22 protein-coding genes and 1 pseudogene are annotated in these 25,391 nt (G+C 68.7%); 5 read left to right on the forward strand and 18 right to left on the reverse strand.

Annotated elements, in window-relative coordinates; genetic code table 11:
* Nucleotides 1-169: 169 nt before the first annotated feature.
* A complete protein-coding gene (gene recO, locus AAHG09_RS18330; protein ID WP_342108886.1) occupies nucleotides 170-889 on the reverse strand; it encodes a DNA repair protein RecO in 720 nt (239 codons plus the stop codon).
* Between the two features lie 134 nt (nucleotides 890-1,023).
* Between recO and AAHG09_RS18335 the strand changes: the two genes are divergently transcribed.
* Both AAHG09_RS18335 and AAHG09_RS18340 read left to right on the forward strand, forming a co-directional pair.
* Entirely contained in the window at nucleotides 1,024-1,419 is a 396-nt protein-coding gene (locus AAHG09_RS18335) for a hypothetical protein (RefSeq protein ID WP_342108887.1), read from the forward strand.
* Between the two features lie 19 nt (nucleotides 1,420-1,438).
* Nucleotides 1,439-2,140, forward strand: coding sequence for a gamma-glutamylcyclotransferase (locus tag AAHG09_RS18340; protein ID WP_342108888.1), 702 nt, complete (start codon nucleotides 1,439-1,441; stop codon nucleotides 2,138-2,140).
* A 2-nt stretch (nucleotides 2,141-2,142) separates the two neighbouring features.
* Here AAHG09_RS18340 and AAHG09_RS18345 read toward each other — a convergent pair whose 3' ends face one another.
* Nucleotides 2,143-2,286: a hypothetical protein gene (locus AAHG09_RS18345; protein ID WP_342108889.1), complete on the reverse strand. Its 144-nt coding sequence runs from the start codon at nucleotides 2,284-2,286 to the stop codon at nucleotides 2,143-2,145.
* A gap of 174 nt (nucleotides 2,287-2,460) precedes the next feature.
* On the opposite strand from AAHG09_RS18345, the gene AAHG09_RS18350 reads away from it, so the two are divergent.
* Both AAHG09_RS18350 and AAHG09_RS18355 read left to right on the forward strand, forming a co-directional pair.
* Nucleotides 2,461-3,081 carry a hypothetical protein gene (locus tag AAHG09_RS18350; RefSeq protein WP_342108890.1) on the forward strand — a complete coding sequence of 207 codons (621 nt, stop codon included), beginning with the start codon at nucleotides 2,461-2,463 and terminating at the stop codon, nucleotides 3,079-3,081.
* A 79-nt stretch (nucleotides 3,082-3,160) separates the two neighbouring features.
* Nucleotides 3,161-3,478 (forward strand): annotated as a pseudogene (locus AAHG09_RS18355) (L,D-transpeptidase); the annotation flags it as partial.
* Between the two features lie 181 nt (nucleotides 3,479-3,659).
* Here AAHG09_RS18355 and dnaE read toward each other — a convergent pair.
* Complete coding sequence (gene dnaE / locus AAHG09_RS18360) at nucleotides 3,660-7,178, reverse strand: DNA polymerase III subunit alpha (RefSeq protein WP_342108891.1); 3,519 nt, start codon at nucleotides 7,176-7,178, stop codon at nucleotides 3,660-3,662.
* Nucleotides 7,179-7,715: 537 nt separating this feature from the next.
* On the opposite strand from dnaE, the gene AAHG09_RS18365 reads away from it, so the two are divergent.
* Nucleotides 7,716-9,002, forward strand: a complete 1,287-nt coding sequence (locus tag AAHG09_RS18365; RefSeq protein ID WP_342108892.1) for a glycosyltransferase — start codon at nucleotides 7,716-7,718, stop codon at nucleotides 9,000-9,002.
* Nucleotides 9,003-9,139: 137 nt separating this feature from the next.
* Here the strand turns inward: AAHG09_RS18365 and AAHG09_RS18370 are convergent, their stop codons facing one another.
* From AAHG09_RS18370 to nuoH, 15 genes are all read right to left on the reverse strand, one after another.
* Entirely contained in the window at nucleotides 9,140-9,412 is a 273-nt protein-coding gene (locus AAHG09_RS18370) for a hypothetical protein (RefSeq protein WP_342108893.1), read from the reverse strand.
* A gap of 544 nt (nucleotides 9,413-9,956) precedes the next feature.
* A complete protein-coding gene (locus tag AAHG09_RS18375) occupies nucleotides 9,957-10,670 on the reverse strand; it encodes an ABC transporter ATP-binding protein (RefSeq protein WP_342108894.1) in 714 nt (237 codons plus the stop codon).
* 14 nt (nucleotides 10,671-10,684) lie between these two features.
* Nucleotides 10,685-11,983 (reverse strand): lipoprotein-releasing ABC transporter permease subunit, encoded by a 1,299-nt coding sequence (locus tag AAHG09_RS18380; protein ID WP_342108895.1) that lies wholly within the window; start codon nucleotides 11,981-11,983, stop codon nucleotides 10,685-10,687.
* 8 nt (nucleotides 11,984-11,991) lie between these two features.
* A complete protein-coding gene (proS, locus tag AAHG09_RS18385) occupies nucleotides 11,992-13,317 on the reverse strand; it encodes a proline--tRNA ligase (RefSeq protein ID WP_342108896.1) in 1,326 nt (441 codons plus the stop codon).
* 750 nt (nucleotides 13,318-14,067) lie between these two features.
* Nucleotides 14,068-14,394: a DUF1467 family protein gene (locus tag AAHG09_RS18390; RefSeq protein ID WP_342108897.1), complete on the reverse strand. Its 327-nt coding sequence runs from the start codon at nucleotides 14,392-14,394 to the stop codon at nucleotides 14,068-14,070.
* A 4-nt stretch (nucleotides 14,395-14,398) separates the two neighbouring features.
* Nucleotides 14,399-14,803 carry a methylmalonyl-CoA epimerase gene (gene mce, locus AAHG09_RS18395; RefSeq protein WP_342108899.1) on the reverse strand — a complete coding sequence of 135 codons (405 nt, stop codon included), beginning with the start codon at nucleotides 14,801-14,803 and terminating at the stop codon, nucleotides 14,399-14,401.
* 316 nt (nucleotides 14,804-15,119) lie between these two features.
* On the reverse strand, nucleotides 15,120-16,793 hold the full coding sequence (locus AAHG09_RS18400; protein WP_342108900.1) for a ribonuclease J: 1,674 nt from the start codon (nucleotides 16,791-16,793) through the stop codon (nucleotides 15,120-15,122).
* A 16-nt stretch (nucleotides 16,794-16,809) separates the two neighbouring features.
* Complete coding sequence (locus AAHG09_RS18405; protein WP_342108901.1) at nucleotides 16,810-17,613, reverse strand: biotin--[acetyl-CoA-carboxylase] ligase; 804 nt, start codon at nucleotides 17,611-17,613, stop codon at nucleotides 16,810-16,812.
* A 7-nt stretch (nucleotides 17,614-17,620) separates the two neighbouring features.
* Nucleotides 17,621-19,066, reverse strand: a complete 1,446-nt coding sequence (nuoN, locus tag AAHG09_RS18410) for an NADH-quinone oxidoreductase subunit NuoN (RefSeq protein ID WP_342108902.1) — start codon at nucleotides 19,064-19,066, stop codon at nucleotides 17,621-17,623.
* Nucleotides 19,067-19,076: 10 nt separating this feature from the next.
* On the reverse strand, nucleotides 19,077-20,597 hold the full coding sequence (locus tag AAHG09_RS18415; RefSeq protein WP_342108903.1) for an NADH-quinone oxidoreductase subunit M: 1,521 nt from the start codon (nucleotides 20,595-20,597) through the stop codon (nucleotides 19,077-19,079).
* Nucleotides 20,597-22,705, reverse strand: coding sequence for an NADH-quinone oxidoreductase subunit L (gene nuoL, locus AAHG09_RS18420; protein ID WP_342108904.1), 2,109 nt, complete (start codon nucleotides 22,703-22,705; stop codon nucleotides 20,597-20,599). Before nuoL ends, AAHG09_RS18415 begins: the two co-directional genes overlap by 1 nt.
* Nucleotides 22,706-22,786: 81 nt before the next feature.
* Nucleotides 22,787-23,092 (reverse strand): NADH-quinone oxidoreductase subunit NuoK, encoded by a 306-nt coding sequence (nuoK, locus tag AAHG09_RS18425; RefSeq protein ID WP_010686008.1) that lies wholly within the window; start codon nucleotides 23,090-23,092, stop codon nucleotides 22,787-22,789.
* A gap of 22 nt (nucleotides 23,093-23,114) precedes the next feature.
* Nucleotides 23,115-23,735 (reverse strand): NADH-quinone oxidoreductase subunit J, encoded by a 621-nt coding sequence (locus tag AAHG09_RS18430; RefSeq protein ID WP_091715436.1) that lies wholly within the window; start codon nucleotides 23,733-23,735, stop codon nucleotides 23,115-23,117.
* A gap of 119 nt (nucleotides 23,736-23,854) precedes the next feature.
* Entirely contained in the window at nucleotides 23,855-24,343 is a 489-nt protein-coding gene (nuoI, locus tag AAHG09_RS18435) for an NADH-quinone oxidoreductase subunit NuoI (protein ID WP_091715437.1), read from the reverse strand.
* 24 nt (nucleotides 24,344-24,367) lie between these two features.
* The gene (gene nuoH, locus AAHG09_RS18440) at nucleotides 24,368-25,390 is read right to left on the reverse strand and encodes an NADH-quinone oxidoreductase subunit NuoH (protein ID WP_342108905.1); all 1,023 of its coding nucleotides are present in this window, start codon (nucleotides 25,388-25,390) and stop codon (nucleotides 24,368-24,370) included.
* Between the last annotated feature and the right edge of the window lies 1 nt (nucleotide 25,391).

The raw sequence follows: 25,391 nt of genomic DNA on the forward strand, positions 1-25,391 counted from the left end.
TTCTTATCGACAGTGCCGACCGGGCTACCGGTCCGGAGCGCGGCGGAGCGTGGAATTCCGACGCGCCGCCCGCCGCCTTACGCATCGGGCGGCGCGAGGGATCGGGATTCCGGGCTTCGCCTGCGGCCCCGGTCCGACAGCCGGCGGTGATCAGAACAGAACGCGAACATTAACCGGCCTCGCGGCCGAGCGCAACGAATCGCGTCCGCTCCTCGGGCATTCCGAGGCCACGCGGACCCCAGACGTGCCGGTCGAGGAAGTATCCCGTCAAGGTAAACCCTTGCGCAACGCCGTCCGGACCGGGCGACCCCCCCGCATGGAGGAAGGTCGGCAGCGCCAGCAGGCGGTCGCGATACGGCTCCCCCGCCGAGGCGCTGACCGCCCGGCCGCTCTTCGGCGAGACATACGCCAGGGCGTCGTTGCCGCCGGTGGCCGCGCAGGCGGTGAGGTCGAGGCCGAAGCCGAGTTCCGACAGGATCGCCAATTCGAACCGCACCATCAGGGGCGGCGCGATGGCCGGATCGTCGAGGTGTTCGACGAGGATTCCCGCCGCCGCGTAGAGTTCCGGATGCGGGTCGCGCTCGGGGAGCAGCCGCAGAAGAGCCGCGAGGTGGCCGATGCCGTAGAGCGCGAGGCTCGAACCGATCAGCCGCGAGACCTGCGATTCGAGGGGCTCGACCGCGAAGGCGCCGAGGCCCTCGTCGAGGCGCGCGCGCCACGTCAGGCGGACCCGGTTGCCGGGCTGGAGCACCGGCTGCATCCGGCGCGAGCGCCCGCCATGCACGAGGCCGAGATGGCGCCCGTGGGACTCGGTCATCGCCTCCAGGATGACGCTGCTCTCCCCGTGCCGGCGCAGGCCGAGCACCAGGGCGTCGTCGGTCCATTGCATCGAAAGTCGCGTCGCGGGGGTGAGAGGGGCGCGGCGGGCGCGGTTCGCTGGATCCCCTCATATAGGCATTCGCGCCGTCCGGCGCCGCCCGCGCGCTCCAGCCCCGGGCAGCCTTGTGCGGGTAGCGTCGGCGCATGCCGCCCCGCGTCGCCCTCGCCGCTCTGCTTCTCCTTGCCGCCGCCGGGGCACAGGCCGCCCCGCGCAAGACGGCCTCGGACGATGCGCCCGCCCCGGCTCTCCTTCAGCGGATCGCCGCTTTGGCGTTGAAGCAGGTCGATTTCGGTTCGGTGTCGCTGCTGCCGGTGCGGTTCGCGGGCAGCCGGATCGCCGGGCCGATCGAGGAGAGCGGCAAGGTGATCTACTGTGTGACGGGCCACATGTACGGCCGCACCTTCGGCAAGCCCGAGAAGCCCAAGGTGGTTTTGCGCTACGAGGCCGACCGGCTCACGGTGCTCGACGACGACGAGGTCTGCACCGGGCATCGCACCCGCCCCTTCCCTGAGCTCGACGCCCTGGGCAACGCCCGGTGAGGACGCTGCGTTGAGGGGCATGCCCCCTGACCGCCCCCTGGCCCGCACCCTCGATCTCAGCCTCGACCTGATCGCCCGCGCCCATTCCGTCCCGGTGCCCGACGACCCGAGCGCCCTCGCCGTGCTGTCGGACACGGAACTGCGTCCGGGCCTTGAGGAGATCGTGGCCGGGCGCGAGGGCAGCGCCGTCTGGGTCTTCGCCTACGGCTCGCTGATGTGGAATCCGGAATTCCCGGTGGCCGAGCGTCGGCTCGGGACGGTGCGCGGCTTCCACCGCCGGTTCTGCCTGCTCCAGCGGCGGTTTCGCGGGACGCCGGAGCGGCCGGGCTTCGTCCTGGCGCTCGACCGCGGCGGCCTGTGCCGGGGCGTGGCCTTCCGCCTGCCGGACGCCGAGATTCGCGAAGCGCTGATGCCGGTCTGGCGGCGGGAGATGCGCGGCCGGGGCTACGTCGCCCGCTGGCTGCCGGTCGCCACGGAGGCCGGGACCGTCTCCGCGCTCACCTTCCTGGCCAACCGCGCCAGCGACCGCTACGCCGGCCGCCTCTCGGATGCCGAGATCGCGGACAAGATCGCGGCCGCCTGCGGCCATAAGGGACCGAGCGCCGAGTACCTGTTCCGGACCGTGGAGGCCTGCGAACGCCTCGGCATCCACGACCGGCACCTTTGGAATCTCCAGGCCCTCGTGGCGGCGCGGCTCAGGGCCGGCGTGCCGAGGGGGTGAGCTCAGGCCCAGGCGCGCTTCATCACGAGGGCGACGCGCCCGCCCGCGTGCTCCGCATCCGGGTTGCGCGGCTCCCGGATGCCGGGGGCACGGCCGGTCGTGACGTAGACGACCAGGGTGAGGACGAGCAGGATCTTCGTGCGCATCGCGACGCTCAAGCTTGAGCGAGCGTGCATAGGATCGATCGGTTTTTACGGAGTTGCTGCAACGCACACGGGTGCCGCCGCGGCGCAGTTCGCGCGAACAGGGTAAATGAAGGGTTGCGGCGGAGCCGCGATCGTCTATGCCGCCGGCCCGGGATTTCCACAGGCGAGGACAGGATGCGGCTTCGGATCGGCGTGGGCTTGGGCGTCGTGATCATCGCCGCCGTGGCCCTCCTCGCGGGCCCGCTGAGCCGCGGCGACAGGCTGTCCGACATCCTCACGGGACAGACGCCGCTGTTCGGCGGCAACCGAGCGCCCGGCGGCAGCGCGGACCTCACCGGCGCCGCCGATCTGGGGACGGATCAGAGGCGTGCGACCCTGCATCTCGCCTGCGAACCGGGCGGCGCCGGCCTGTCGGCGGCGCTGACCGTGCCGCGTTTCGCCGAGCTGGCGCCGCGGTTCGATTTCGCGGGGCTCGAAGGCTCTGCCGGCGAGACGCCGCTCACCGGCATTCTGGTGTCGAGTGCCGGCAGCGTGCGCTCGGTGCGCATGCCGGTGCAGGGCGCCGCAACCGGGCCGGATGCGGGCTTCACCCTGACGGTGACCGGGGCCCGCCGGGGCGAGGATCCGCTGCGCGGGGTCGCGTCGGCGCTGACGCAGCCCGGTACCAAGCTCACTTGGACCCAGGCGAGCCCGCGCAGCGGCGACCCGGCCCTGACGGCGGTGTTCGCGCCGTCGGAGGGCGAGGCCGCCGCGCTGAAGACGGCGCTCGGCGGGTGCCTCGCGACGCCGTTCTGACGTGCCTGCCGGGGCGACGCCGCGTCAGGCGGTCGGGCTGACGCCTTCGACGGCGCGGATGCGTGCCGACCATCGCCCGCAAGGCGAATGGCCGCGCCGGACGCCGACCCCCGCGATGATCAAGCGCGAGCCCGAGCGCTACGGGCCCTATGCCGGCGGCCTGCCGGGCGGGGCCGGCAACCCGCTCGGCCCGCGGGCGCTCTACCTCTACCGGGACGGGCGCGACACGCTCTATCGCCTGCACGGCACCACGGAGCCGCAGACCATCGGCACGATGGTGGCGTCGGGCTGCATGCGGTTCTTGAACCAGGACATCATCGATTTGTACCGGCGGGTGCCGGTGAAGATGCGGGCGGTGGTGCTGGGGGCTAAGGATTCTGCGCCGCTGGTGTTGTGAACCACGCCCTTTGCCCGGACGCCTGGAACGCCGTGGAAGGTGATCCGGGATCCAGCACGGGAAGCGCCGCGAAAGCGGCACCGTTAGCTCCAGATAGACGCTTCGCGGAGTCCTGCGCTGGATCCCGGGTCGCATTCCGCTGACGCTCCATGCGCCCGGGAGAGGGCAAGTGCGTCGCCCCTCAGCTCACCTCCACCTGCACCACCCCCGGCACGGTCCGAAGCTGGCCGGCCAGCGCCGGGGTCGCCTGGAACTTGCCGGGCAGCCGGATCTCCACCTCGCGCTCGCCACCGTCGAGCTTGAGGATCAGCGAGACCTCGCTCTCGCCGCGCATCGACAACCGCTGCTGCACGGGGGCCACGCCCCGCGGATCGCTGAGATGGATCCGGATCCCCTTCTGGTGGCGCGCCACCGCCTGATCGAGCGGTTCGGCGGTGAGGATCCGGGCGCGCACGTCCTCGCCCTCCAGGTTCGCCTGGAGCTGGAGCACGAGCGGCTTGCCCGGTTCGAGGATGTCCCGGTACTGGCCGAGCCCCTCGGAGAAGATGATCGCCTCGAAATGCGCGGTCCGGTCCGACAGGGTGACGATGCCCATCTTGTTGCCGGTCTTGGTCCGCCGCTCCGCCCGGTCGAGCACCGAAGCCGCCACCCGGCCGACGCTCGACGTCCCGGCCCGTACGGCGCGGCAGAAATCCGTCCAGCTTTGCACCCGCAGCTTGTCGAGGAGGTCGCCGTACTCGTCGAGCGGATGGCCCGAGATGAAGAACCCGATCGCCGCGTATTCGCGCTTGAGCGTGTCGGCCATCGGCCAGATCTCGTGGGGCGGGATGCGCAGGCTCACGTCGTCCGCTACCACGCCGCCGAACATGTCGGTGACGCCGGCCGATTCCGCCTCCGCGGCGCTGGCGGCGAGCTTCATCATCGGCTCCACCGCCGCGAAGGCGCGCGCCCGGTCCGGCTCGATGCAGTCGAGCGCACCGGCCTGCACGAGGCTTTCGAGGGTCCGCTTGTTGATCATCCGCGGGTTCAGCCGGCGGGCGAGGCAGGCGAGGTCCTTGAACGGCCGGTCGCCCCGGGCCTCCACCAGCGCCCGCACCGCCTCGCGGCCGACGCCCTTGATGGCCGCCAGCGCGTAGAAGATCTTGCCGTCGCGCACCGCGAACACCTCCCCCGAGGTGTTGATCGAGGGCGGCTCGACCACGATCTTCAGGCGCTGCGCGTCCTGGCGGAATTCGGCGAGCTTGTCGGTGTTGTCGATGTCGAGCGTCATAGCGGCGGCCAGGAACTCGACCGGGTAGTTCGCCTTCAGGTAAGCGGTCTGGTAGGTCAGCAGCGCGTAGGCCGCCGCGTGGCTCTTGTTGAAGCCGTAATCGGCGAACTTGGCGAGCAGGTCGAAGATCTCGTTGGCCTTGGCCTTGGTCAGCCCGCGCTCGGTGCAGCCCTTGAGGAACCGGTCGCGCTGCGCGTCCATCTCGGCGCGGATCTTCTTGCCCATCGCGCGCCGGAGCATGTCGGCCTCGCCGAGCGAGTAGCCGGCGAGCACCTTGGCGATCTCCATCACCTGTTCCTGGTAGACGATGATGCCGAAGGTCTCCTTCAGCATCGGCTCCAGCTTGGGATCCGGGTACCACGTCGCCTCGTTGCCGGCGTCGCGGCCGAGCTTGCGCTCGCAATAGACCGGGATGTTGGCCATCGGGCCCGGCCGGTAGAGCGCCACCAGGGCGATGATGTCCTCCAGCCGGTCGGCCTGCATCTCGCAGAGCGCCTTGCGCATGCCGGCCGATTCCACCTGGAACACGCCGACTGTCTCGCCCCGGCCCATTGGCCCGTAGGTCTTCTCGTCATCCAGCGGCAGGGCGGCGAGGTCGATGTGGATGCCGCGCTGCATCAGCAGATCCGTGCAGCACCGCAGCATCGTGAGGGTCTTGAGGCCCAGGAAGTCGAACTTCACCAAGCCGGCCTGCTCGACCCACTTCATGTTGAACTGGGTCACCCGCATCCCGGTCTTCGGGTCCCGGTAGAGCGGGACCAGCTCTTCGAGTGGCCGGTCGCCGATCACCACGCCGGCCGCGTGGGTCGAGGCGTGGCGGTGCAGGCCTTCCAGCTTCTTGGAGATGTCGATGAGGCGGCCGACGACCGGTTCCTCCTCCATGGCCTGCTGGAGCTTGGGCTCGCCCTCGATCGCCTGGGCCAGCGTCACGGGGTTGGCCGGGTTCTGCGGCACGAGCTTGGTCAGCTTGTCGACCTGCCCGTAGGGCATCTCCAGCACGCGGCCGACATCGCGCAGCACGCCGCGGGCGAGCAGCGTGCCGAAGGTGATGATCTGACCGACCTGCCCCTCGCCGTAGCGCTGCTGCACGTAGCGGATCACCCGCTCGCGGCCCTCGACGCAGAAGTCGATGTCGAAATCCGGCATCGAGACGCGCTCGGGGTTGAGGAAGCGCTCGAACAGCAGGCCGAACCGGAGCGGGTCGAGGTCGGTGATCAGCAGCGACCACGCCACCAGCGAGCCCGCGCCGGAGCCGCGGCCCGGCCCGACGGGGATGTCGTGGTCCTTGGCCCACTTGATGAAGTCCGAGACGATCAGGAAGTAGCCCGGGAATTTCATCTTGACGATGACGTCGAGCTCGAATTCCAGACGCTTGCGGTAATCGTCCTCCGAGAAGCCCGGCGCGGTGCCGTGCTGCTTCAGGCGCAGCTCCAGGCCGGCCGCTGCTTGCCGGCGCAGCTCGGTCGGCTCGTCGGCCGAGACCGCCTGCGCGCCCGCGTCCGAGGCCTCCGCGAGGGCATCGGCCATGGGGGGCTTCTCGCCCGCCGCGACCTTGGAAAAGTTCGGCAGGATCGGCTTGCGGGTCCGCGCCCGGACGGCACAGCGCATGGCGATCTCCACGCTGGCCTGGAGCGCGTCCGGCAGATCGCGGAACAGCTCGGCCATCTCGGCGCGGGTCTTGAAGGCGTGGCTCGGCGTCACCCGGCGGCGGCGCTCGTCCGAGACGATGCGGCCCTCCGCGATGGCGAGCAGGGCGTCGTGAGCGTCGTAATCGTCGGGCTTGGCGAAATAGGGCTCGTTCGCCGCCACGAGGCCGAGGCCGTGGCGGCCGGCGAGATCGAGGAGCGCGGTCTCGATCCGGCCCTCCTCGGGCAGGCCGTGACGCTGCAGCTCGACATAGAGCCGGTCTTCGCCGAACGCCGCCTTGAGACGCTCCAGGCGGGCCAGCGCCAGTTCGGGCCGGCCGGCCCGGAAGGCGGCATCGAGGGGGCCGGAGGGACCGCCCGTGAGCGCGATCAGCCCGTCCGACGCCCCCACGAGGGCGGCGGCATCGAGCCGGGGCGACTCACCCAGCGCCGTGTCGAAATAGGCACGGCTCGCCAGCCGCAGCAGGTTGGCGTAGCCGGTCTCGTCCTGCGCCAGCAGCACGATGCCGTGGCTCGTCGGCGCCTGCCGCTGGTGCGGATCCGCCGCCTCGAACCCCACCGAGAGCTGAACGCCGGCGATCGGCTGCACCCCCTCCCCCGCCGCCTTCTCGGAGAATTCGAGCGCCCCGAACAGGTTGTTGGTGTCGGTGAGCGCCAGCGCCGGCTGCCGGTCGGCCACCGCGGCCTTGATCAGGGAGCCGACCTTCAGGGCCCCTTCGAGCAGGGAATAGGACGAGTGGACGTGGAGGTGGACGAATCCGACCTCCTTGAGCTGGCGTGGCATGGCCGACCTTGTTCCGGGGACGGGCAGCATCCCCGCTCGGCCGGTCCGAGTCGACGGACCCGAGGCCTCCTCCGAACGATATCCACCGGTCGTGCCCCGAAAGCACCAGTTCGGGCCGCCTCTGTGGACAATCGGCTCCAGCGCGCCGATCGGCTGTGCATAACTCCCTCACGACGGGAACCGGCACGGAATCCGCAGCCGCAAGCTAACGAACCGGTGCCAAGGCTATCGCCCAGGCGCCCACTGCCGCGAACAGCATCCCGAACGCCATGAACTCGACCAACCCGGTCAGGACCAACCGCTTCAGCATCGTCGCGCCTCCGTGTTCCTGGCCCAGTATGTTCATGTTTTGTTCTATGGGAAGGGGTGGGCGCGCACCGGCAGCGACATCTTTTCTAGTACAGTAAAAAGTGTCTTGATACGGGTCGAGCGGGCTGGCATGCCCCGCGGATAGACGCACTCGTCATCGGATCGGGGGGGTCGAAGGAGCAGGCCATTCCCGCGCAACGGCAGGTCGATCGGCAGCACGTCGCCCTCGTGGCTGTCGGCACGCACGGTGACGTGCTGCCGTTCATCGCGCTGGGCCACGAGCTCCTGGAGCGCGGGCACTGGGTCTCGCTGGCCGCGCCGGCCCCGTTCGAGGCGATGGCCCGCCGGGCCGGCCTCGACTTCCAGCCCCTCGGCACGGTGGCGGATTACGAGGCGGTGATCCGCAGGCCGGACCTGTGGCATCCGCAGCAGGGCTTCCGGCCGATGTTCGACTACGCCCTGCAGGTGGCCGAGCCCACCTGCCTGTGGCTCGGGGCGAGCTGGGCGCGGGGGCTCGACGTGCTGGTCGTCGCCTCACCCCTGGCCTGGGGGGCGCGGCTCGCGCAGGATCTCTACGATCTCCCGACGGCGACGCTGCACGTGATGCCGTTCCTGATCGAGAGCCGGTTCGATCCGCCCGAACTGCCGGGCCTGCCGCTGCCACGGTTCCTGCCCGCGGGGTTGCGGGCCTATCTCAACCTCGGCGTCGACGCGGTCGCGGTGGGGCCGTTCGCGCTGCCGCCGCTCAACGCCCTGCGCGCGCGCCTCGGCCTCGATCCGGTGCGCCGGCTCCGGCACTGGTGGAACAGCCCGACGCGCCTGCTGCTGATGTTCCCGGACTGGTATGCCGCGCCGCAGCCGGACTGGCCGGCCCAGGCGATCCAGCTCGGCTTCCCGCTGGTCGACCGGTTCGGCGACGTGGCGGCGATGCCGCCGGAGCTTGAGGCGTTCCTGGCCGAAGGCGAGCCGCCGCTGGTGTTCACCTACGGCTCGGCCATGCGCCAGGGGGCGGATTTCTTCGCGACCGCGGTGCAGGTGTGCCGCCGGATGGGGCGGCGCGGGGTGCTGCTCGCGCCGCAGGGCGGACAGATCCCGAAGCCGCTTCCGCCCGGGATCATCCATCTGCCCTACGCGCCCTTGAGTGCGCTGCTGCCCCGGAGCGCCGCCCTGATCCACCACGGCGGCGTCGGCACGGTGGCTCAGGCGCTGGCGGCCGGGATCCCGCAGCTCGTGGTGCCGGTGGCGTTCGACCATTTCGACGAGGGGCGGCGGCTCAGGGACCGGACGCTCGGCACCACCTTGAGCCGCCGCGCCTTCCGGCCCGCCCGGGCGACCCGCGCCCTCCGGCGCCTGCTCGCGGATCCCGCGGTGGTTCGCGCCTGCGCTGAGGCCAGGACCCGCATGGCCGAAGCGCCGGCCGCCATCACGCAGGCCTGCGATCATGTCGAGGCGCTGGCCCGCGGCGAAGCGGGTGGCACGCGTCGGGCGACGGCCGCACGCCGGCCGGGGCATTGATCCCCGGCCGGGCGCTGCGCCGTCAGTGGTTCAGCAACACGCCGGCCGAGCCGACCAGGGTCATGAGGATGCCGCTCACGAAAGCGCCGATCATGACATAGGAGAGGGGCTTGAGCTTCATCCGTGCCGGCGCCGGATCAGCAGCGGTAACCGCCGGCGGTCTGGCCGTACTGCTTGACCGGCCGGGTCTGCTGATTGGCGTTGCCCTCAGCGGCCGAGCTCATCGGGCAGCCCTCGTAGAAGGGCGCGTCGTGGACACCGAGGCCGAGCGAACCGGTGGTCTCCGGGGCGTAGGTGTTGAAGCCGCTCCAGCGGCCTTCCTGGGTCGCGAAGTTGCCCGCGAAGGCGGACGAGAGCGGCGCGGCACCGAGAACGAGGGCGGTCAGGGCAATGGCGATGGGCTTCTTCATAGTCGGGCTCCAAGATTTTTGCCGTACAGTCCGGCTATTCGGCTCTGTTTCGTCTTGCGTGATTGCAATATAGAGCGACGATGACTTGAGCGACGTGCTAGTCCGCACGTGGTGGGATGGATTAAAAATCGTGGGCTCTCAGGGGGGGCGGGAGCCTGTGGGTCGTGTTCCGACGGTGCCCTGGAGGGGGCGCTCGTGGTAATGGGGAAACGCCAGCGCGGCTTGCGGTGAGATGTTCGGGATGTCTGGGCGCATGAAACCCGGCGACCGGGAAGCCCGTCGGGCTGCCGCTGTGCAGCTCTTTGTCCGCCGCTATGGGCGTGTCGCCGGGACGGGTGGCCGCGACGCGAATGACCGCACCTACGATCGGCGCGTGGCGCGGGCAGTTAGGCGGATGAGCCCGGAGCGGTTCGACGCCCTGCTCCGCTTCGGCGACGCGGATGAGCCGGGTTCAGCGGGAGGCCGGTGATCGTCTCAAGCACGGTCCGCGTGAGGCCTTCGGTTCAGGGGGCAGCCGTGCCGAAGCTCACGAACGGACCCGGTCTCAGTCGAGCTGCGTGATCAGCCCGTCCTGGATGGTCACCCGCCGGTCCATGCGGGCGGCCAGCTCGAGGTTGTGGGTCGCCACCAGGGCGGCGAGGCCCGAGGCCCGCACCAGGGCCATCAGCACCGAGAAGACGCGGCCGGCCGTGCCCGGATCGAGGTTGCCGGTGGGCTCATCGGCGAGCAGCAGGCGCGGGCCGTTGGCCACCGCCCGGGCGATGGCGACGCGCTGCTGCTCGCCCCCCGACAGTTCCGCCGGGCGGTGCGGCAGCCGGTCCTTGAGGCCGAGGAAGCTCAGGAGCTCCGTGGCGCGGGCCTTCGCCTCCGGGGCCTTCAGACCGCGGATGAGCTGGGGCATCACCACGTTCTCCAGCGCCGAGAACTCCGGCAGGAGGTGGTGGAACTGGTAGACGAAGCCCATCTCCTCGCGCCGCAGGCGGGTGCGCTCGGCATCCGCCATCGCGGCGGTGGGCTGGCCGCCGATATAGATCTCGCCCCCGTCCGGCCGCTCCAGGAGGCCGGCGAGATGCAGCAGGGTCGACTTGCCGGCGCCCGACGGGGCGACCAGCGCGACCAGCTCGCCCGGCCAGATCGCGAAGTCGGCGCCGCGCAGGATTTCCAGCGCGCCCTCGGCTTGGGCGTAGCGCCGCTCGACCCGGGAGAAGAACAGGGCCGGCACCGGCTGGTCGCCGGCTGTCTCGCTTGAATCGGTCATCGATGCGCGGCCCGTCAGCCGTAGCGGAGGGCCTGCACCGGATCGAGCCGGGCGGCGCGCCAGGAGGGATAGAGCGTCGCCGCGAGCGACAGCAGAAGCGAGGTGATCACCACGGCGGTGATCTCCTTCGGGTTCATCTGGGCCGGGATCTCGGCGAGGAAGCGCACGGTCGGGTCCCAGGCGCCGGGAAACAGCACGTGCTGGATCGGCTTGATGTTGAGCGTGATCAGGATGCCGAGCAGCAATCCGCCGAGCGTGCCGACCACGCCGATCAGCGCGCCGTTGATCAGGAACACCCGCATGATCGTGCCGGGCGTCGCCCCCATGGTGCGCAAGATCGCGATGTCGCTCGACTTGTCGCGCACCAGCAGGATCAGGCCGGAGACGATGTTGAGCGTCGCCACCACGACGATCAGGCTGAGGATCAGGAACATCACGTTCCGCTCGACCTCCAGCGCCCCGAAGAAGGTCCGGTTGCGCTGGCGCCAATCGGTCAGCAGGATCGGGCGCTCGGCCGCCATTTCCAGGGGCTCGCGCATGTCGCCGACGTGATCGGGATCGTCGACGTAGATCTCGATCATGCTGACGTCGCCGTCCTTGTTGAAGAAGGCCTGGGCCTCGGCGAGCGGCATGAACACGAAGGTCTGGTCGAACTCGGTCATGCCGACCTCGAAGACCGCCTTGACGGTGTAGCTCTTGGTGCGCGGCGCCGTGCCGAAGGGCGTCGACGAGCCCTTGGGCGTCACCAGGGTGATGGTGTCGCCGGCCTGCAGCCCCAGCGTGTCGGCCAGTCGCCGCCCGATCAGCACGCCGGTGCCGTCGTCAAAACCCTCCAGCGTGCCGCCGCGGATCGAGGACGAGACCGCCGCGAGCGCATCGAGGTCGGCGGCCCGCACGCCGCGGATGATCACGCCCGAGCCGCCGTACTGGGACGACGCGAAGGCCTGGCCCTCCACCAGCGGCACCGCGGCGCGCACGCCCGCCACCTTCGACAGGCGGTCCGACAGGTCGGTCCAGTCGTTGAACGGCCGGTCGATCGGCGTCGCGAACAGGTGGCCGTTGATGCCCACGATCTTCGACAGCAGTTCCGCCCGGAAGCCGTTCATCACCGACAGCACGATGATCAGGGTGGCGACGCCCAGCGCGATGCCCAGCACCGAGAAGAACGCCACCACCGAGACGCCCCCGCCCCGGCGCCGCGCCCTCAGGTAGCGGCCGGCGAGGATCCACTCGAAGGGCGCGAAGGGCGCGGTACCCTGGCGGAACGAGGCCGCGAAGCCCCTTACCCGGTCGATCGCCGCGGATGCCGCCATTGGGGGTCTCAGACGCGCTTGATGCGCGCGAGCAGGTCGACGATCGCGAGGCTCTCGCGCTCGCCCCCGGCGCGCCGCTTCAGCTCGACCTTGCCGTCGGCCAGCCCCTTGGGGCCGACCACCACCTGCCAAGGCAGCCCGATCAGGTCCGCGGTGGCGAACTTGGCGCCCGGACGCTCGTCCCGGTCGTCATAGAGGACCGACAGGCCGGCGGTTTCCAGATCCGACTGGATCTGCGCGCAGGCGCCGTCGGTGGCGGCATCGCCGGTCTTCAGGTTGATCAGTGCCACGTCGAAGGGTGCGACGGAATCCGGCCAGATGATCCCGGCCTCGTCGTGGCTCGCCTCGATGATGGCCGCCACCAGCCGGCTCGGGCCGATGCCGTAGGAGCCCATATGGACCGGCCGCTCGATCCCGTCCGGCCCGGCGACCTTGGCGCCCATGGGCTCGGAATACTTCGTGCCGAAGTAGAAAATGTGCCCGACCTCGATGCCGCGCGCCGCCAGACGGCTCTCCTCCGGCACCTCGGCGAAGGCCTCCTTCTCGTGCATGTCCTCGGTGGCGGCGTAGTGCGAGGTCCAGGAATCGACGATGCCCTGGAGGCCGGCCACGTCCTCGAAATCGACCGTCTCCGCCGGGATGTCGAAATCGAGATAGGCCTTGTCGCAGAAGACCTCGCTCTCGCCGGTCTTCGCCAGGATGATGAACTCGTGGGACAGGTCGCCGCCGATCGGGCCGGTCTCGGCGCGCATCGGGATCGCCTTCAGGCCGAGGCTCGCGAAGGTGCGCAGGTAGGCCACGAACATGCGGTTGTAGGCGTGGCGGGCGCCGGCCTGGTCGAAGTCGAACGAATACGCGTCCTTCATCAGGAACTCGCGCGAGCGCATCGTGCCGAAGCGCGGCCGCACCTCGTCGCGGAACTTCCACGAGATCTGGTACAGGTTCTTCGGGAGATCTTTGTACGACCGGACGCTCGCGCGAAAAATCTCGGTGACCATCTCCTCGGCGGTGGGGCCGTAGAGCATGTCGCGGTCGTGCCGGTCCTTCAGGCGCAGCATCTCCTTGCCGTAGGCGTCGTAGCGGCCGGATTCCCGCCACAGCTCGGCCGACTGCACCGTCGGCATCAGGATCTCGATCGCGCCGGCGCGATCCTGCTCCCGCCGGACCACCGCGCAGACGCGCTCCAGCACCCGCAGGCCGAGCGGCAGCCACGCGTAGATGCCGGCGGCCTCCTGGCGGATCAGGCCGGCACGCAGCATCAGCCGGTGCGAGACGATCTCGGCTTCCTTGGGCGTCTCGCGCAAGGTCGGCATGAAGTAGCGGGAGAGACGCATGTCGTCAGGGTCTTGGAAGAGGGATCCGGCCGGAACGAGCCGCAGGCGCCGGCACACAACACGCCGGAGACGCAAATTACAAGCACCGCGCGACCACGGCGCGGCGTAATCGCGGCGAAGCCGTGGCGCCGGGTCCCCGCGGCCGGTTATGCCTGGTGCGCGAGCGATCTGCCCATTTGCCGGCAAGAAAGCGCAGTTTTTTCTCGCAGACCCGGTGACAACACGAATTGTTGTTCCTATAAGCGTCCGGCGATGTTTGCGACGCCCGGAAGAGGTGGCGCAAGGTCCGAGTCTCGGGAGGAAAAACGACCGCCCCGCAAGCAATGCGGAGGATATTCAAGGTCGAGCCACTGAAGCTTGAAAGCAAGGCCTCGGGCCTTGCTTTTTTTATGCGCGTATGCTGGCCGCGACACCGTCGGGCGCTGTAAAAAACCTCGATAGCGCGGACAGCGAATGGTCCGGCGCAGTTTTGGCTCCCCGCAGACACGTCTTGCAGCGGTGAGGCTTCTCGCGGCGCAAGAACGGGTTGGGCCAGTCTGGGTGAGCCCGCCATGCCGTTCGAGATATGCCGGACCGGCGCGCTGGGCCTGGATCCTGCGCCGCGACGCCAACGAGACGATCACCAAGTCAAATGAGGCCTATCCGTCGGCCGCGCAGGCCCCTGCGACGGCCCTGGCCTCCGCCCATTTGGTGCGGGCGGGCCAAGCCCCTGACGGCGCCGCCGCCCTCCGGCATGCTGCTCTGAGGGCGCTACAAGCCGGTCAGGGGGAACACCGCCAGCGCGATCAGGAAAGCGGCCCCGGCCACCAGCGTCGTCCAGATCGCCTTCTCGCGCAGCCGCGGCGCCGCGGGCGCGCCGGGATCCTGCCCCGGCACGACATGGGTCGGCCGCGTCTCGGGCTGGTTGCGCAGGGGCAGGACCGCGAAGAGCAGCGTCCACCACACCACGAAATACAGCGCGATGGCGCCGCCGACCGTGAGCTTGAACAGGCTCACCCCGGCCGCCACGAAGGCGGCGACCAGCACCGTGATGACGCCGAGCGTCCGCAGCGTCGAGTGGGCCAGCGCCGCCATCATCGGCTCAGACCTGCTCCAGCTCGACCAGGGTGCCGAGGAAATCCTTCGGGTGCAGGAACAGGACCGGCTTGCCGTGGGCGCCGATCCGCGGCTCGCCGGTGCCGAGCACCCGGGCGCCCTGCGCCTTGAGCTTGTCGCGGGCCGCCAGGATGTCATCCACCTCGTAGCAGACGTGGTGGACGCCGCCGCCGGGGTTGCGGTCTACGAAGGACGCGATCGGCGAGTTCTCGCCGAGCGGCGCCATCAGCTCGACCTTGCTGTTCGGCAGTTCCACGAACACCACGGTGACCCCGTGCTCGGGTTGCGGCAAAGGCGGCGTGACCGTGGCGCCGAGCGTATCGCGGTAGATCGCGCAGGCGGCGTCGAGATCCTGCACGGCGATGGCTACGTGGTTGAGACGGCCGATCATGATGAGTCCTCCCCGGCGTTCTCGCTTCCTGTCCGGAAGCTTCATTCGTTGCAGACGAGGCCCCGCCCAGCGCGCCCGAACGCGACCTGCCCCCTCTCCCGTGCGAGAGAGGGTTGGGGTGAGGGACGAGACGTCTCAGGATGGAGCGTGCCATCACCGCGCGTGCCGGTCGGGCCTCGTTCTGTAGGACCTGATCCCTCACCCTGTCCCTCTCCCGCACGGGAGAGGGAACCTGAGCCTCGTCCGGCCGCCGATCACGAAGATCGACGGCTGCAAGTCCTTACAATGTATGGCGATCCGATATCGGCAGCCAGTCTCAAACCTCAACAACCTGCACGTGGCAGGCGGGCTTCTTGCCCCAGACCTCGTTGACCGCGGTGCGCACCGCCCGATCGACGGTCTTCTCGACGCTTTCCGAGTCCTTGAGCTTGCCCCGCGACATCCCCGACAGGGTTCGGGTCACCGCGTCTACCACGGTCTCGATCAGCGGATCGCCGGACCGGCCGCGGTTCGGCAGCCCGATGATGTCCACGGCCGGCTCGCCCAGCACCACGCCGTCCTCGTCGATGGCGATCGCCACCGAGACGAGCCCGGCCTGCATCAGCTTGCGCCGCTCGGGGATCGCCCGGTCCTTCTCGTCGATCAGGACGTCGCCGTCCTTGAACAGGCGGCCGGCCTTCACGTGGTCGATCACCTCGGGCTTGCCGGGGCTGAGCCGGATCAGGCTGCCGTTGCGCGCCTTGACGACGTTCTGCACCCCTTGGGCGCGGGCGAAGCGGGCATGCTCGTCGAGGTGGAGCGCCTCGCCGTGCACGGGGATCGCGGTGCCGGGGCGGGTCCACTTGTACATCTCGACCATCTCGTCCCGGCGCGGGTGGCCGGAGACGTGGACGAGGGCGCTGCGGTCGGTGATCACCTCGACGCCCTGCTCGATCAGGTCGTTGATGATCGAGCCGACGTCGCGCTCGTTGCCGGGGATGGCCCGCGAGGAGAAGATCACCTGATCGCCCGCGGTGAGGCTGATATCCGGATGGTCCCGGCGGGAAACCCGGGCGAGCGCCGCCCGCGGCTCGCCCTGCGAGCCGGTGAGCAGCGCCACGACCCGCTCCCGCGGCAGGCTCTTCCACGAATCCGAGCGCCGGAACTCGGGCAACCCGTCGAGGTAGCCGCATTCGCGCGCCACATCGATCACCCGGTCCATCGCCCGACCGACCGCCACGATCTCGCGGCCGCAGGCCACGGCCGCCTCGGCGACGGCGCGGATGCGGGCGACGTTCGACGCGAAGGTGGTCACCGCCACACGATGCGGCGCGTCCGCGATCAGGGTCTTGAGGGTCTCGGCGACCTCACGCTCGCTGGGGGAGAAGCCGTCGCGCACCACGTTGGTGGAATCGCAGACCAGCGCCAGGATCCCCTCGTCGCCGAGCGCCGTGAAGGCCTCCGGCGAGGTGACCTCGCCGGCCACCGGCGTCGGGTCGATCTTCCAGTCGCCGGTATGGACCACGAGGCCCGCAGCGGTACGGATCGCGATGGCGTTCGACTCGGGGATCGAGTGCGAGACCGGAACGTATTCGAGCTCGAACGGCCCGACCGTGATGCGCCGGCCGGGCTTGACCTCGCGCAGGTCGACCTTCGGGGCGCCCGGATCCGAGAGCCGGCGGGTCTCCAGAAGATTCTTGGCGAAGCGGGTCGCGTAGACCGGCGCCTTGATGCGCGACCATAGCTCGGAGATCGCCCCGATATGGTCCTCGTGCGCGTGGGTGATGAAGATCCCCAGCAGGTCCTTGCGCTTCTCCTCGATGAAGGAGAGGTCCGGGAACATCAGATCGATGCCCGGCATGTTCTCCTCGCCGGCAAAGCCCATGCCGCAATCGACCATGATCCACTTGCGGCCCTTCTCCGGCCCGAAGCCGTAGAGCGCCGCATTCATTCCGATCTCGCCCACGCCGCCGAGCGGCAGGAAGACCAGCTCCTCCTGTCCTGTTGCCATCTGTCGTCGTCCAAACTCAGGCCGCCGTCGCGGCCGATCCGAAATGCACCTCGCCCGCCGTCACGGTATGCCGGTTCCCATCGGGGGCGAGGATCACGAGCCGCCCCCCCTCGTCGATCGTCTCGAACACGCCCTTGAGGGTATGTCCGCCGCTGCGCACCGCGATCTCCGATCCGAGACCCGCGGCCCGCGCCAGCCAGTCGGCGCGCAGGGCAGCAAAATTCCGTCCCCGGTCCCAGGCGCGCGCCCGCGCGGCCATCCGGTCCGAGAGATGTTCCAGTAGCGCCTCGGCGTCACTGGCGTAACCCGCCGCCGCCAAGCTTGTGGCGGAGAGCCCGTCGGGCGCTGCCGCGACGTTGACGCCGAAGCCGACCACCGCGGCGCGCCGGCCGCCCGGCAACGTCTCGGCCTCCAGCAGCAGGCCCGCGAGCTTGGCGCCGCCGAGCAGCACGTCGTTCGGCCACTTGAGCTGCAGAGATCGGGCGTCGGAGGCCGATCCGGTATCCGGCAGGGTGCCGCAGGTTGCGTCCAAGGCCTCGATCAATGCGAGCCCGGCCACGAAGCCGAGCTCGGCGAGGTGGTCCGGAGCGACCCCGGCGACCGGCCAGAGGACGCTCGCCGCGAGGTTCCCCGGCAGGGACGCCCAGGCATTGCCCCGGCGGCCCCGCCCCGCCTCCTGACGATAGGTCGCGACCCAGAGCGGCCCGGTCTCGCCAGCCCGCGCCTGTGCCATCGCCTCCGTGTTGGTGGAGCCGAGGGAATCGTGGACGTGCAGGCGATGGCCCTGGCTGCGCGCCTCGGGCCCGAGTCGATAGGGCAAGGCCGTCCTAGAACAGCGACTTGGCGGCCCGGCTGGCGGCGCCGACCAGCGGCCCCGGCAGGAGGAAGAACAGCACGACGACGACGCTCGACAGGGCCAGCACCACGCGCAGGCCCGGGGGCATCGCCTCGTAGGGCTCCTTCGGCTCGTCGAAATACATGATCCGCACGATCCGCAGGTAGTAGTAGGCGCCGACCACGCTGGTCACCACGCCGATCACCGCGAGCGTCACGAGGCCCGCCTTGATGGCGGCGGCGAAGACGTAGAACTTCGCGAAGAACCCGGCGAGGGGCGGGATGCCGGCCAGCGAGAACATCATGGCGGCGAGGCAGAAGGCCAGCCACGGATGGGTCCGCGACAGGCCCGACAGGTCCTCGATCTTCTCGAACATCACGTTCCGGCGCCGGAGCGACAGGATGATCGCGAAGGAGCCCAGCGTCATCGCGAGGTAGATGATCATGTAGGTGACGAGGCCGCTGATCCCTTCCTCGGAGCCGCAGGCGAGCCCGATCAGCGCGTAGCCGATATTGGCGATCGACGAGTAGGCCATCAGGCGCTTGATCGAGCTTTGGCCGATCGCCGCGAAGGAGCCCAGCGCCATCGACACCACCGAGACGAAGATGAAGATCTGCTGCCAGACCGCCGTCACGTCCGGGAGGGCGCCGATGAAGACCCGCACCGTCATCGAGACGGCGGCCATCTTGGGCGCGGTGGCGAAGAAGGCCGTCACAGGGGTCGGCGAGCCCTCGTAGACGTCGGGTGTCCACATGTGGAACGGCACCGCCGACATCTTGAAGCACACGCCGGCCGCCACGAACACGATGCCCAGCACGATGCCGAGGCCGGCATTCTCGTTGAGCGCTGAGACGATGCCGGGGAACGAGACCGTGCCGGTGAAGCCGTAGATCAGCGAGGCGCCGTAGAGCAGCATGCCGGACGAGAGCGCGCCGAGCACGAAGTACTTCAGGCCGGCCTCGGTGGACTTGATGTCGTCCCGATGGAAGGCGGCGATCACGTAGGCGGCGAGGGATTGCAGCTCTAGGCCGAGATAGAGGGCGATCAGGTCGTTGGCCGAGACCATCACCATCATGCCGATGGTGCAGAGCACGATCAGCACGGGGAACTCGAACCGGTCGATGCGCTCGCGCTTGAAGAAGTCGTGCGCCAGCAGGATCGTCGCCGAGGAGCCGAGCAGCACCAGCGACTTCATCACCTTCGAGAAGGAATCCGACACGAAGGCGCCCGACAGGGTCGTGATCCGCCCGTGGACCGGCTGAGAGATCACCACCGACAGGGCGACCAGGAGGAGAACCAGGGCGCCGATGCTCACGCTCTCGGCCGACCGGTCCCCGCGCCAGGCGCCGTAGAGGATCAGGAGCAGAACGCCGATGCCGAGGATCAGCTCGGGCAGGAGCGGCGCCAGCGAGGGCAGGACGGAGTGGACATTGGTCATGGTGTCCGCCTCAGCGCGGGATCGGCAGCGCCGCAGCGGCCGTCTGGGTGTTCGAGAGCGCGGTCTTGATGCTCGCCATCAGCGCGTCGGTCGAGGGCGCGAACACGTCGAGCACGGGGGCCGGATGCACGCCGTAATAGATCGTCAGCACCACCAGCGGTGCCAGGATGATCTTCTCGCGCAGGTCGAGATCCAGGATGCCCTGGAGGTTCGGTTTCTCCAGCTTGCCGTAGACCACCCGGGCGTAGAGCCACAGGGCATAGCCCGCCGACAGGATGATGCCGAAGGTCGAGAAGAAGGCGACGTTCGGGTTCGCCTTGAAGGCGCCGAGCATCGACAGGAACTCGCCCACGAAACCCGAGGTGCCGGGCAGGCCGACATTGGCCATGGTGAACACCATCATGGCCACCGCGTAGAGCGGCATCCGCTTTACGAGGCCGCCATAGGCCGAGATCTCGCGGGTGTGCATCCGGTCGTAGACCACGCCGACGCAGAGGAAGAGCGCGCCCGACACGATGCCGTGGGAGATCATCAGGAACAGCGCGCCCTGGATGCCCTGCTCGTTCAGGGTGAACAGGCCGAGCGTCACGAAGCCCATATGGGCCACCGACGAGTAGGCGATCAGCTTCTTGATGTCGGTCTGCATCATCGCGATGAGCGACGTAAAGATGATCGCGATCACCGACAGCGCGAAGACGAGGGGCGCGAAATCGTGGCTCGCCACCGGCAGCATCGGCAGCGAGATCCGGATGAAGCCGTAGCCGCCCATCTTCAGGAGGATGCCGGCCAGGATCACCGATCCGGCGGTCGGCGCCTCCACGTGTGCGTCGGGCAGCCAGGTATGGACCGGCCACATCGGCATCTTCACCGCGAAGGAGGCGAAGAAGGCGAGCCACAGCCAGGTCTGCATCTGCACCGGGAACCGGTACTGCAGCAGGGTCGGGATGTCGGTGGTGCCGGCCTGCCAGTACATCGCCATCACGGCGAGCAGCATCAGAACCGAGCCGAGCAGGGTGTAGAGGAAGAACTTGAAGCTGGCATAGACCCGGCGCGCGCCGCCCCAGATGCCGATGATCAGGAACATCGGGATCAGGCCGGCCTCGAAGAACAGGTAGAACAGCAGCAGGTCCAGCGAGGCGAACACGCCGATCATCGTCGTCTCGAGGACGAGGAAGGCGACGAAGTACTCCTTCACCCGGAAGTGGATCGAGTGCCACGAGGCGCCGATGCAGAACGGCATCAGGAAGGTGGTCAGCAGGATCAGCGGCACGGAGAAGCCGTCGACGCCCAGCTTGAACCGGATCGTGTCGGTCAGCCACGCGTGGCTCTCGACCAGCTGGAAGCTCGACGAGGCGGTGTCGTAGCGGCTCCAGGCAACCAGCGAGAGGAGGAAGGTGACCACCGTGGTGGCGAGCGCGGCCCAGCGGCTGTTGCGGGCGACCGATTCCTCGTCGCCGTTCAGCGTCAGGATGAAGGCCGCGCCGCAGAGCGGCACGATCAGCAGGCCGGAGAGGATGCCGAGGCCGAACATCAGTGAGCACCCTTGGGCAGGCCGGACATCAGGTACCAGCTGATCAGGCCGGCGACGCCGATGAGCATCACGAAGGCGTAGTGGTAGAGGTAGCCGGTCTGGAGGCGGACCACCCCGCGGGTGACGTCGACGACCCGCGCCGCGATGCCGTTCGGCCCCAGCCCGTCGATGATCCGTCCATCACCCTGCTTCCAGAGGAACAGGCCGAAATCCTTGGCCGGCCGGACGAAGATCCGGTCGTAGATCTCGTCGAAGTACCACTTGTTCAGCAGGAACCGGTACAGCGACGGCTGCTGCGCGGCGAGCTCGCCCGGAAGCTCCGGCCGGCGGATATACATCCAGTAGGCCAGGACGAAGCCGAGGATCAGCATGACCAGCGGCGAGTAGGAGACCAGCGCCGGGACCTCGTGGATCTCGTGCATGATGTGGTTGTTCGGCCCGTGCGCCAGGGCGTGGCCCCAGAACGCGTCCATCCCCTCGCCGATGAAGCGGTTGTGGAAGATGATCCCGGCGAACAGCGCCCCGAAGGCGAGGATCGCCAGCGGCACCGTCATCACCAGCGGGCTCTCATGGGGCGTATGGTCCCCGTGATGGCCGTGCCCGTGATGGTCGTCGGCCACCACGTCGCTCTTGTGGGCCGGCTCAATGTCGTGGCCCTTGTCGTCGTGGGCGACGCCTTCGGTATGGCCGGGCGCCCCGTCGGCCTCGTGGGCCATGACGGAATGCGCGACCGCGGGGGCGTCGTGGTGATCGTGAGCCGCATGCGCGCCCCAGCGGGCCGGCCCCTCGAAGGTCATGAAGAACAGGCGCCAGGAATAGAACGAGGTGAAGAACGCCGCCACGACGACGCACAGGAACGCGAGCGTGTGCCCCGGCCGGGTCGAGGCATAGGCCGCCTCGATGATCGCATCCTTCGAGTAGTAGCCGGCCGTGTAGGGGAAGCCGATCAGCGCGAGGGAGCCGATCGCCATCATGGCGCTGGTGTAGGGGATGTAGCGGCGCAGGCCGCCCATGTTCCGCATGTCCTGCTCGTGGTGCATCGCGTGGATGACCGAGCCGGCCCCGAGGAACAGCAGCGCCTTGAAGAAGGCGTGGGTGAACAGATGGAACACCGCGGCCGAATAGGCGCCGACGCCGAGCGCCACGAACATGTAGCCGAGCTGTGAGCAGGTCGAGTAGGCGATCACCCGCTTGATGTCGTTCTGAACGAGCCCGATCGTGGCCGCGAAGAACGCCGTGATGCCGCCGATCACCGTCACGACGACCAGCGCGTTCGGCGCCTCCTCGAACAGCGGCGACAGGCGGGCGACCATGAACACGCCAGCGGTGACCATGGTGGCGGCGTGGATCAGCGCCGAAACCGGGGTCGGGCCCTCCATGGCGTCGGGCAGCCACGTGTGCAGCAGGAACTGCGCCGACTTGCCCATGGCGCCCATGAACAGCAGCAGGCAGGCGAGCGTCAGGGCGTTCCAATCGTAGCCGAGGAAGTGGAATGAGAGCGTCTTGATCGCGTCGACCTTGCCGAAGATCGCGTCGAACGCCACCGAGCCGGTCAGCACGAAGACCAGGAAGATGCCGAGGGAGAAGCCGAAATCGCCGACGCGGTTGACGATGAACGCCTTCATGGCGGCGGCGTTGGCCGAGGGCTTCTCGTACCAGAAGCCGATCAGCAGATAGGAGGCGAGGCCCACGCCCTCCCAGCCGAAGAACATCTGCACGAGGTTGTCGGCCGTCACCAGCATCAGCATGGCGAAGGTGAACAGCGACAGATAGGCGAAGAAGCGCGGCCGGTGCGGATCCTCCTCCATGTAGCCCACGGAGTAGAGGTGCACGAGGGTCGAGACCGTGGTGACCACCACCAGCATCACCCGGGTCAGGGTGTCGACCTTGAAGGCCCAGTCGACCTGCAGGTCGCCGGCCGAGAACCAGGACGCCACCTGCACCCGCTCGGCGTGTCCGCCGTCGATGAACACGCCCCACGCGATCAGCGCCGTGAAGGCGAGGAACGCCGTGGTGATGTACTCGCAGGCCCGCGCCCCGATGTACCGGCCGAACAGGCCGGCGATCAGGAAGCCGATGAGCGGGAAGAAGACGATCGCGTGATACATCGCTCTCTTGCAGTCCGTCCTCCGGGCCGGCCGTGAAGCGGCGGCGTCCGGATGTGAATCGGGGCGGCGGGGAAGGTGGCCCTAGCCCTTCATCATGCTCACGTCCTCGACCGCGATGGAGCCGCGGTTGCGGAAGAACACCACCAGGATGGCGAGGCCGATCGCCGATTCGGCGGCCGCGACCGTCAGCACGAACAGGGCGAAGACCTGTCCGGTGATGTCGTTCAGCTGCGTCGAGAAGGCGACGAGGTTGATGTTGACCGAGAGCAGGATCAGCTCGACCGACATCAGGATGACGATGATGTTCTTGCGGTTGATGAAGATGCCGAGCACGCCGAGCGTGAACAGGATCGCCGCGACGGTGAGGTAGTGGCTCAGGCCGATCATCGTTCGATTCCCCTGGCGGACATCAGACCTCGACACCCTGGCGCGACGGGACCTTGCGGGTCTCCACCGCCATGGCCTGGGTGCGGGCGTTCTGGACCGCGATGTCCTGGCGCTTGACGCCCGGCCGGTCACGCAGCGTCAGCACGATCGCGCCGATCATGGCGACCAGCAGGATCAGGCCGGCGAGCTGGAAGAAGTAGGCGTAGTCCGTGTAGATCACCCGCCCCAGCGCCTGGGCGTTGGTCAGGTTCTCGGCCGACGCCACGTTGCCGAGCGGCGCCTGGACGAGGCCGGGATCGATGCTCCAGGAGCCCACCACCAGCAGCAGCTCGACCAGGAAGATCGCGCCGATCAGCGCGCCCACCGGCAGGTATTGCTGGAAGCCCTGGCGCAGTTCGGCGAAATCCACGTCGAGCATCATCACAACGAACAGGAACAGCACCGCGACGGCGCCGACGTAGACCACGACGAGGATCATCGCCAGGAATTCGGCGCCCATCAGGACGAAGAGCCCCGCGGCGTTCACGAAGGCGAGGATCAGGAACAGCACAGAGGCCACGGGATTGCGCGAGGCGATCACCATGAAGCCCGACGCGACCGTGATGCTCGCGAACAGATAGAAGAAGGCGGCTGCTGCGGTCATGCGCTGGTCGGGATCGGCCGCCGGAGCGGCCCCTTCTGCCGTGCGTGAAGACGGTCCGCAGCGGGCGGCCCGTCTATAGAACCCGGTCGGCGGGGGCACAACAGCGCCCCCGGCATGAGTCAGCGATAAGGCGCGTCCATCGCGATGTTGCGGGCGATTTCGCGCTCCCAGCGGTCGCCGTTCAGAAGAAGCTTCGCCTTGTCGTAGAGAAGCTCCTCTCGGGTCTCCACCGAGAATTCGAAGTTCGGCCCCTCGACGATCGCATCGACCGGGCAGGCCTCCTGGCACATGCCACAATAGATGCACTTCACCATGTCGATGTCGTACCGAGTCGTCCGGCGCGTACCGTCGTTGCGCCGGGGACCGGCCTCGATGGTGATCGCCTGGGCCGGGCAGATCGCCTCGCAGAGCTTGCAGGCGATGCAGCGCTCTTCGCCGTTGGGGTAGCGGCGCAGGGCGTGCTCACCCCGGAAGCGGGGCCCGCGATGGCCCATCTCGAAGGGGTAGTTGATTGTGGCCTTCGGCTTGAAGAAGTAGCGCATGCCGAGGATCATCCCCGACACGAACTCCTTGAGCAGAAGGCTCTTGGCGACCTGATCCAGCTTCATGCCGTGATCTCCGGATTCAATGACTCACGCGCCCGGGGCCAGGCCGGTGAGCTTCAACACGAAGGCCACGACCACCACCGAGACGAGCGAAATGGGCAAAAACACCTTCCAGCCGAGGCGCATGAGCTGATCGTAGCGGTAGCGCGGCACGATCGACTTCACCATCGCGAACAGGAAGAACAGGAAGCTCGCCTTCAGGACGAACCAGATCACGCCGGGCACCCAGGTGAAGGGCGCGAACGGGATCGGCGACAGCCAGCCCCCCAGGAAGAGCACGGTGCCGAGGGCGCACATGCTCATGATGGCGACGTACTCGCCCAGCATGAACAGCAGGTACGGGGTCGAGGAATACTCGACCATGTAGCCGGCCACGAGCTCCGATTCGGCCTCCGGCAGGTCGAAGGGCGGGCGGTTCGTCTCGGCGAGCGCCGAGATGAAGAACACCACGAACATCGGGAACAGCCACAGCCAGTACCAGCCGAACAGGCCGAGGCTGGTGTCCTGCGCCATCACGATCCGCGAGAGGTTGAGCGAGCCGGCGCAGAGCAGCACGCAGATGATCACGAAGCCGAGCGAGACCTCGTAGGAGATCATCTGCGCCGCGGAGCGCAGCGCGCCCAGGAAGGCGTATTTCGAGTTCGACGCCCAGCCGCCCATGATGACGCCGTAGACGCCGAGCGACGAGATCGCGAAGATGTAGGTGATGCCGACATTGATGTCCGCGATCGCCCAGCCGTCGGCCAGGGGAATTACCGCCCAGCTCGACAGGGCCAGCATCGCGAAGACCAGCGGCGCCAGCAGGTAGATCGCCTTGTTGGCGCCCGCCGGGATCACCGGCTCCTTGAGCACGAACTTCAGCAGATCGGCGAAGGACTGGAACAGGCCGAAGGGCCCGACCACGTTCGGGCCGCGCCGGAGCTGGACCGCCGCCCAGATCTTCCGGTCGGCCAGCAGCGCGTAGGCGATGAAGACGAGGAGCGCGGCGAGGAGCACGAAGCTCTTCAGCACGATCAGGAGCACGGTCCCGAGGATTTCGAGCGGCGTCATC

Origin of the sequence: Methylobacterium guangdongense (genome assembly GCF_038442355.1) — a bacterium.
In the GTDB taxonomy this organism is placed as follows: Bacteria; Pseudomonadota; Alphaproteobacteria; order Rhizobiales; family Beijerinckiaceae; genus Methylobacterium; species Methylobacterium guangdongense.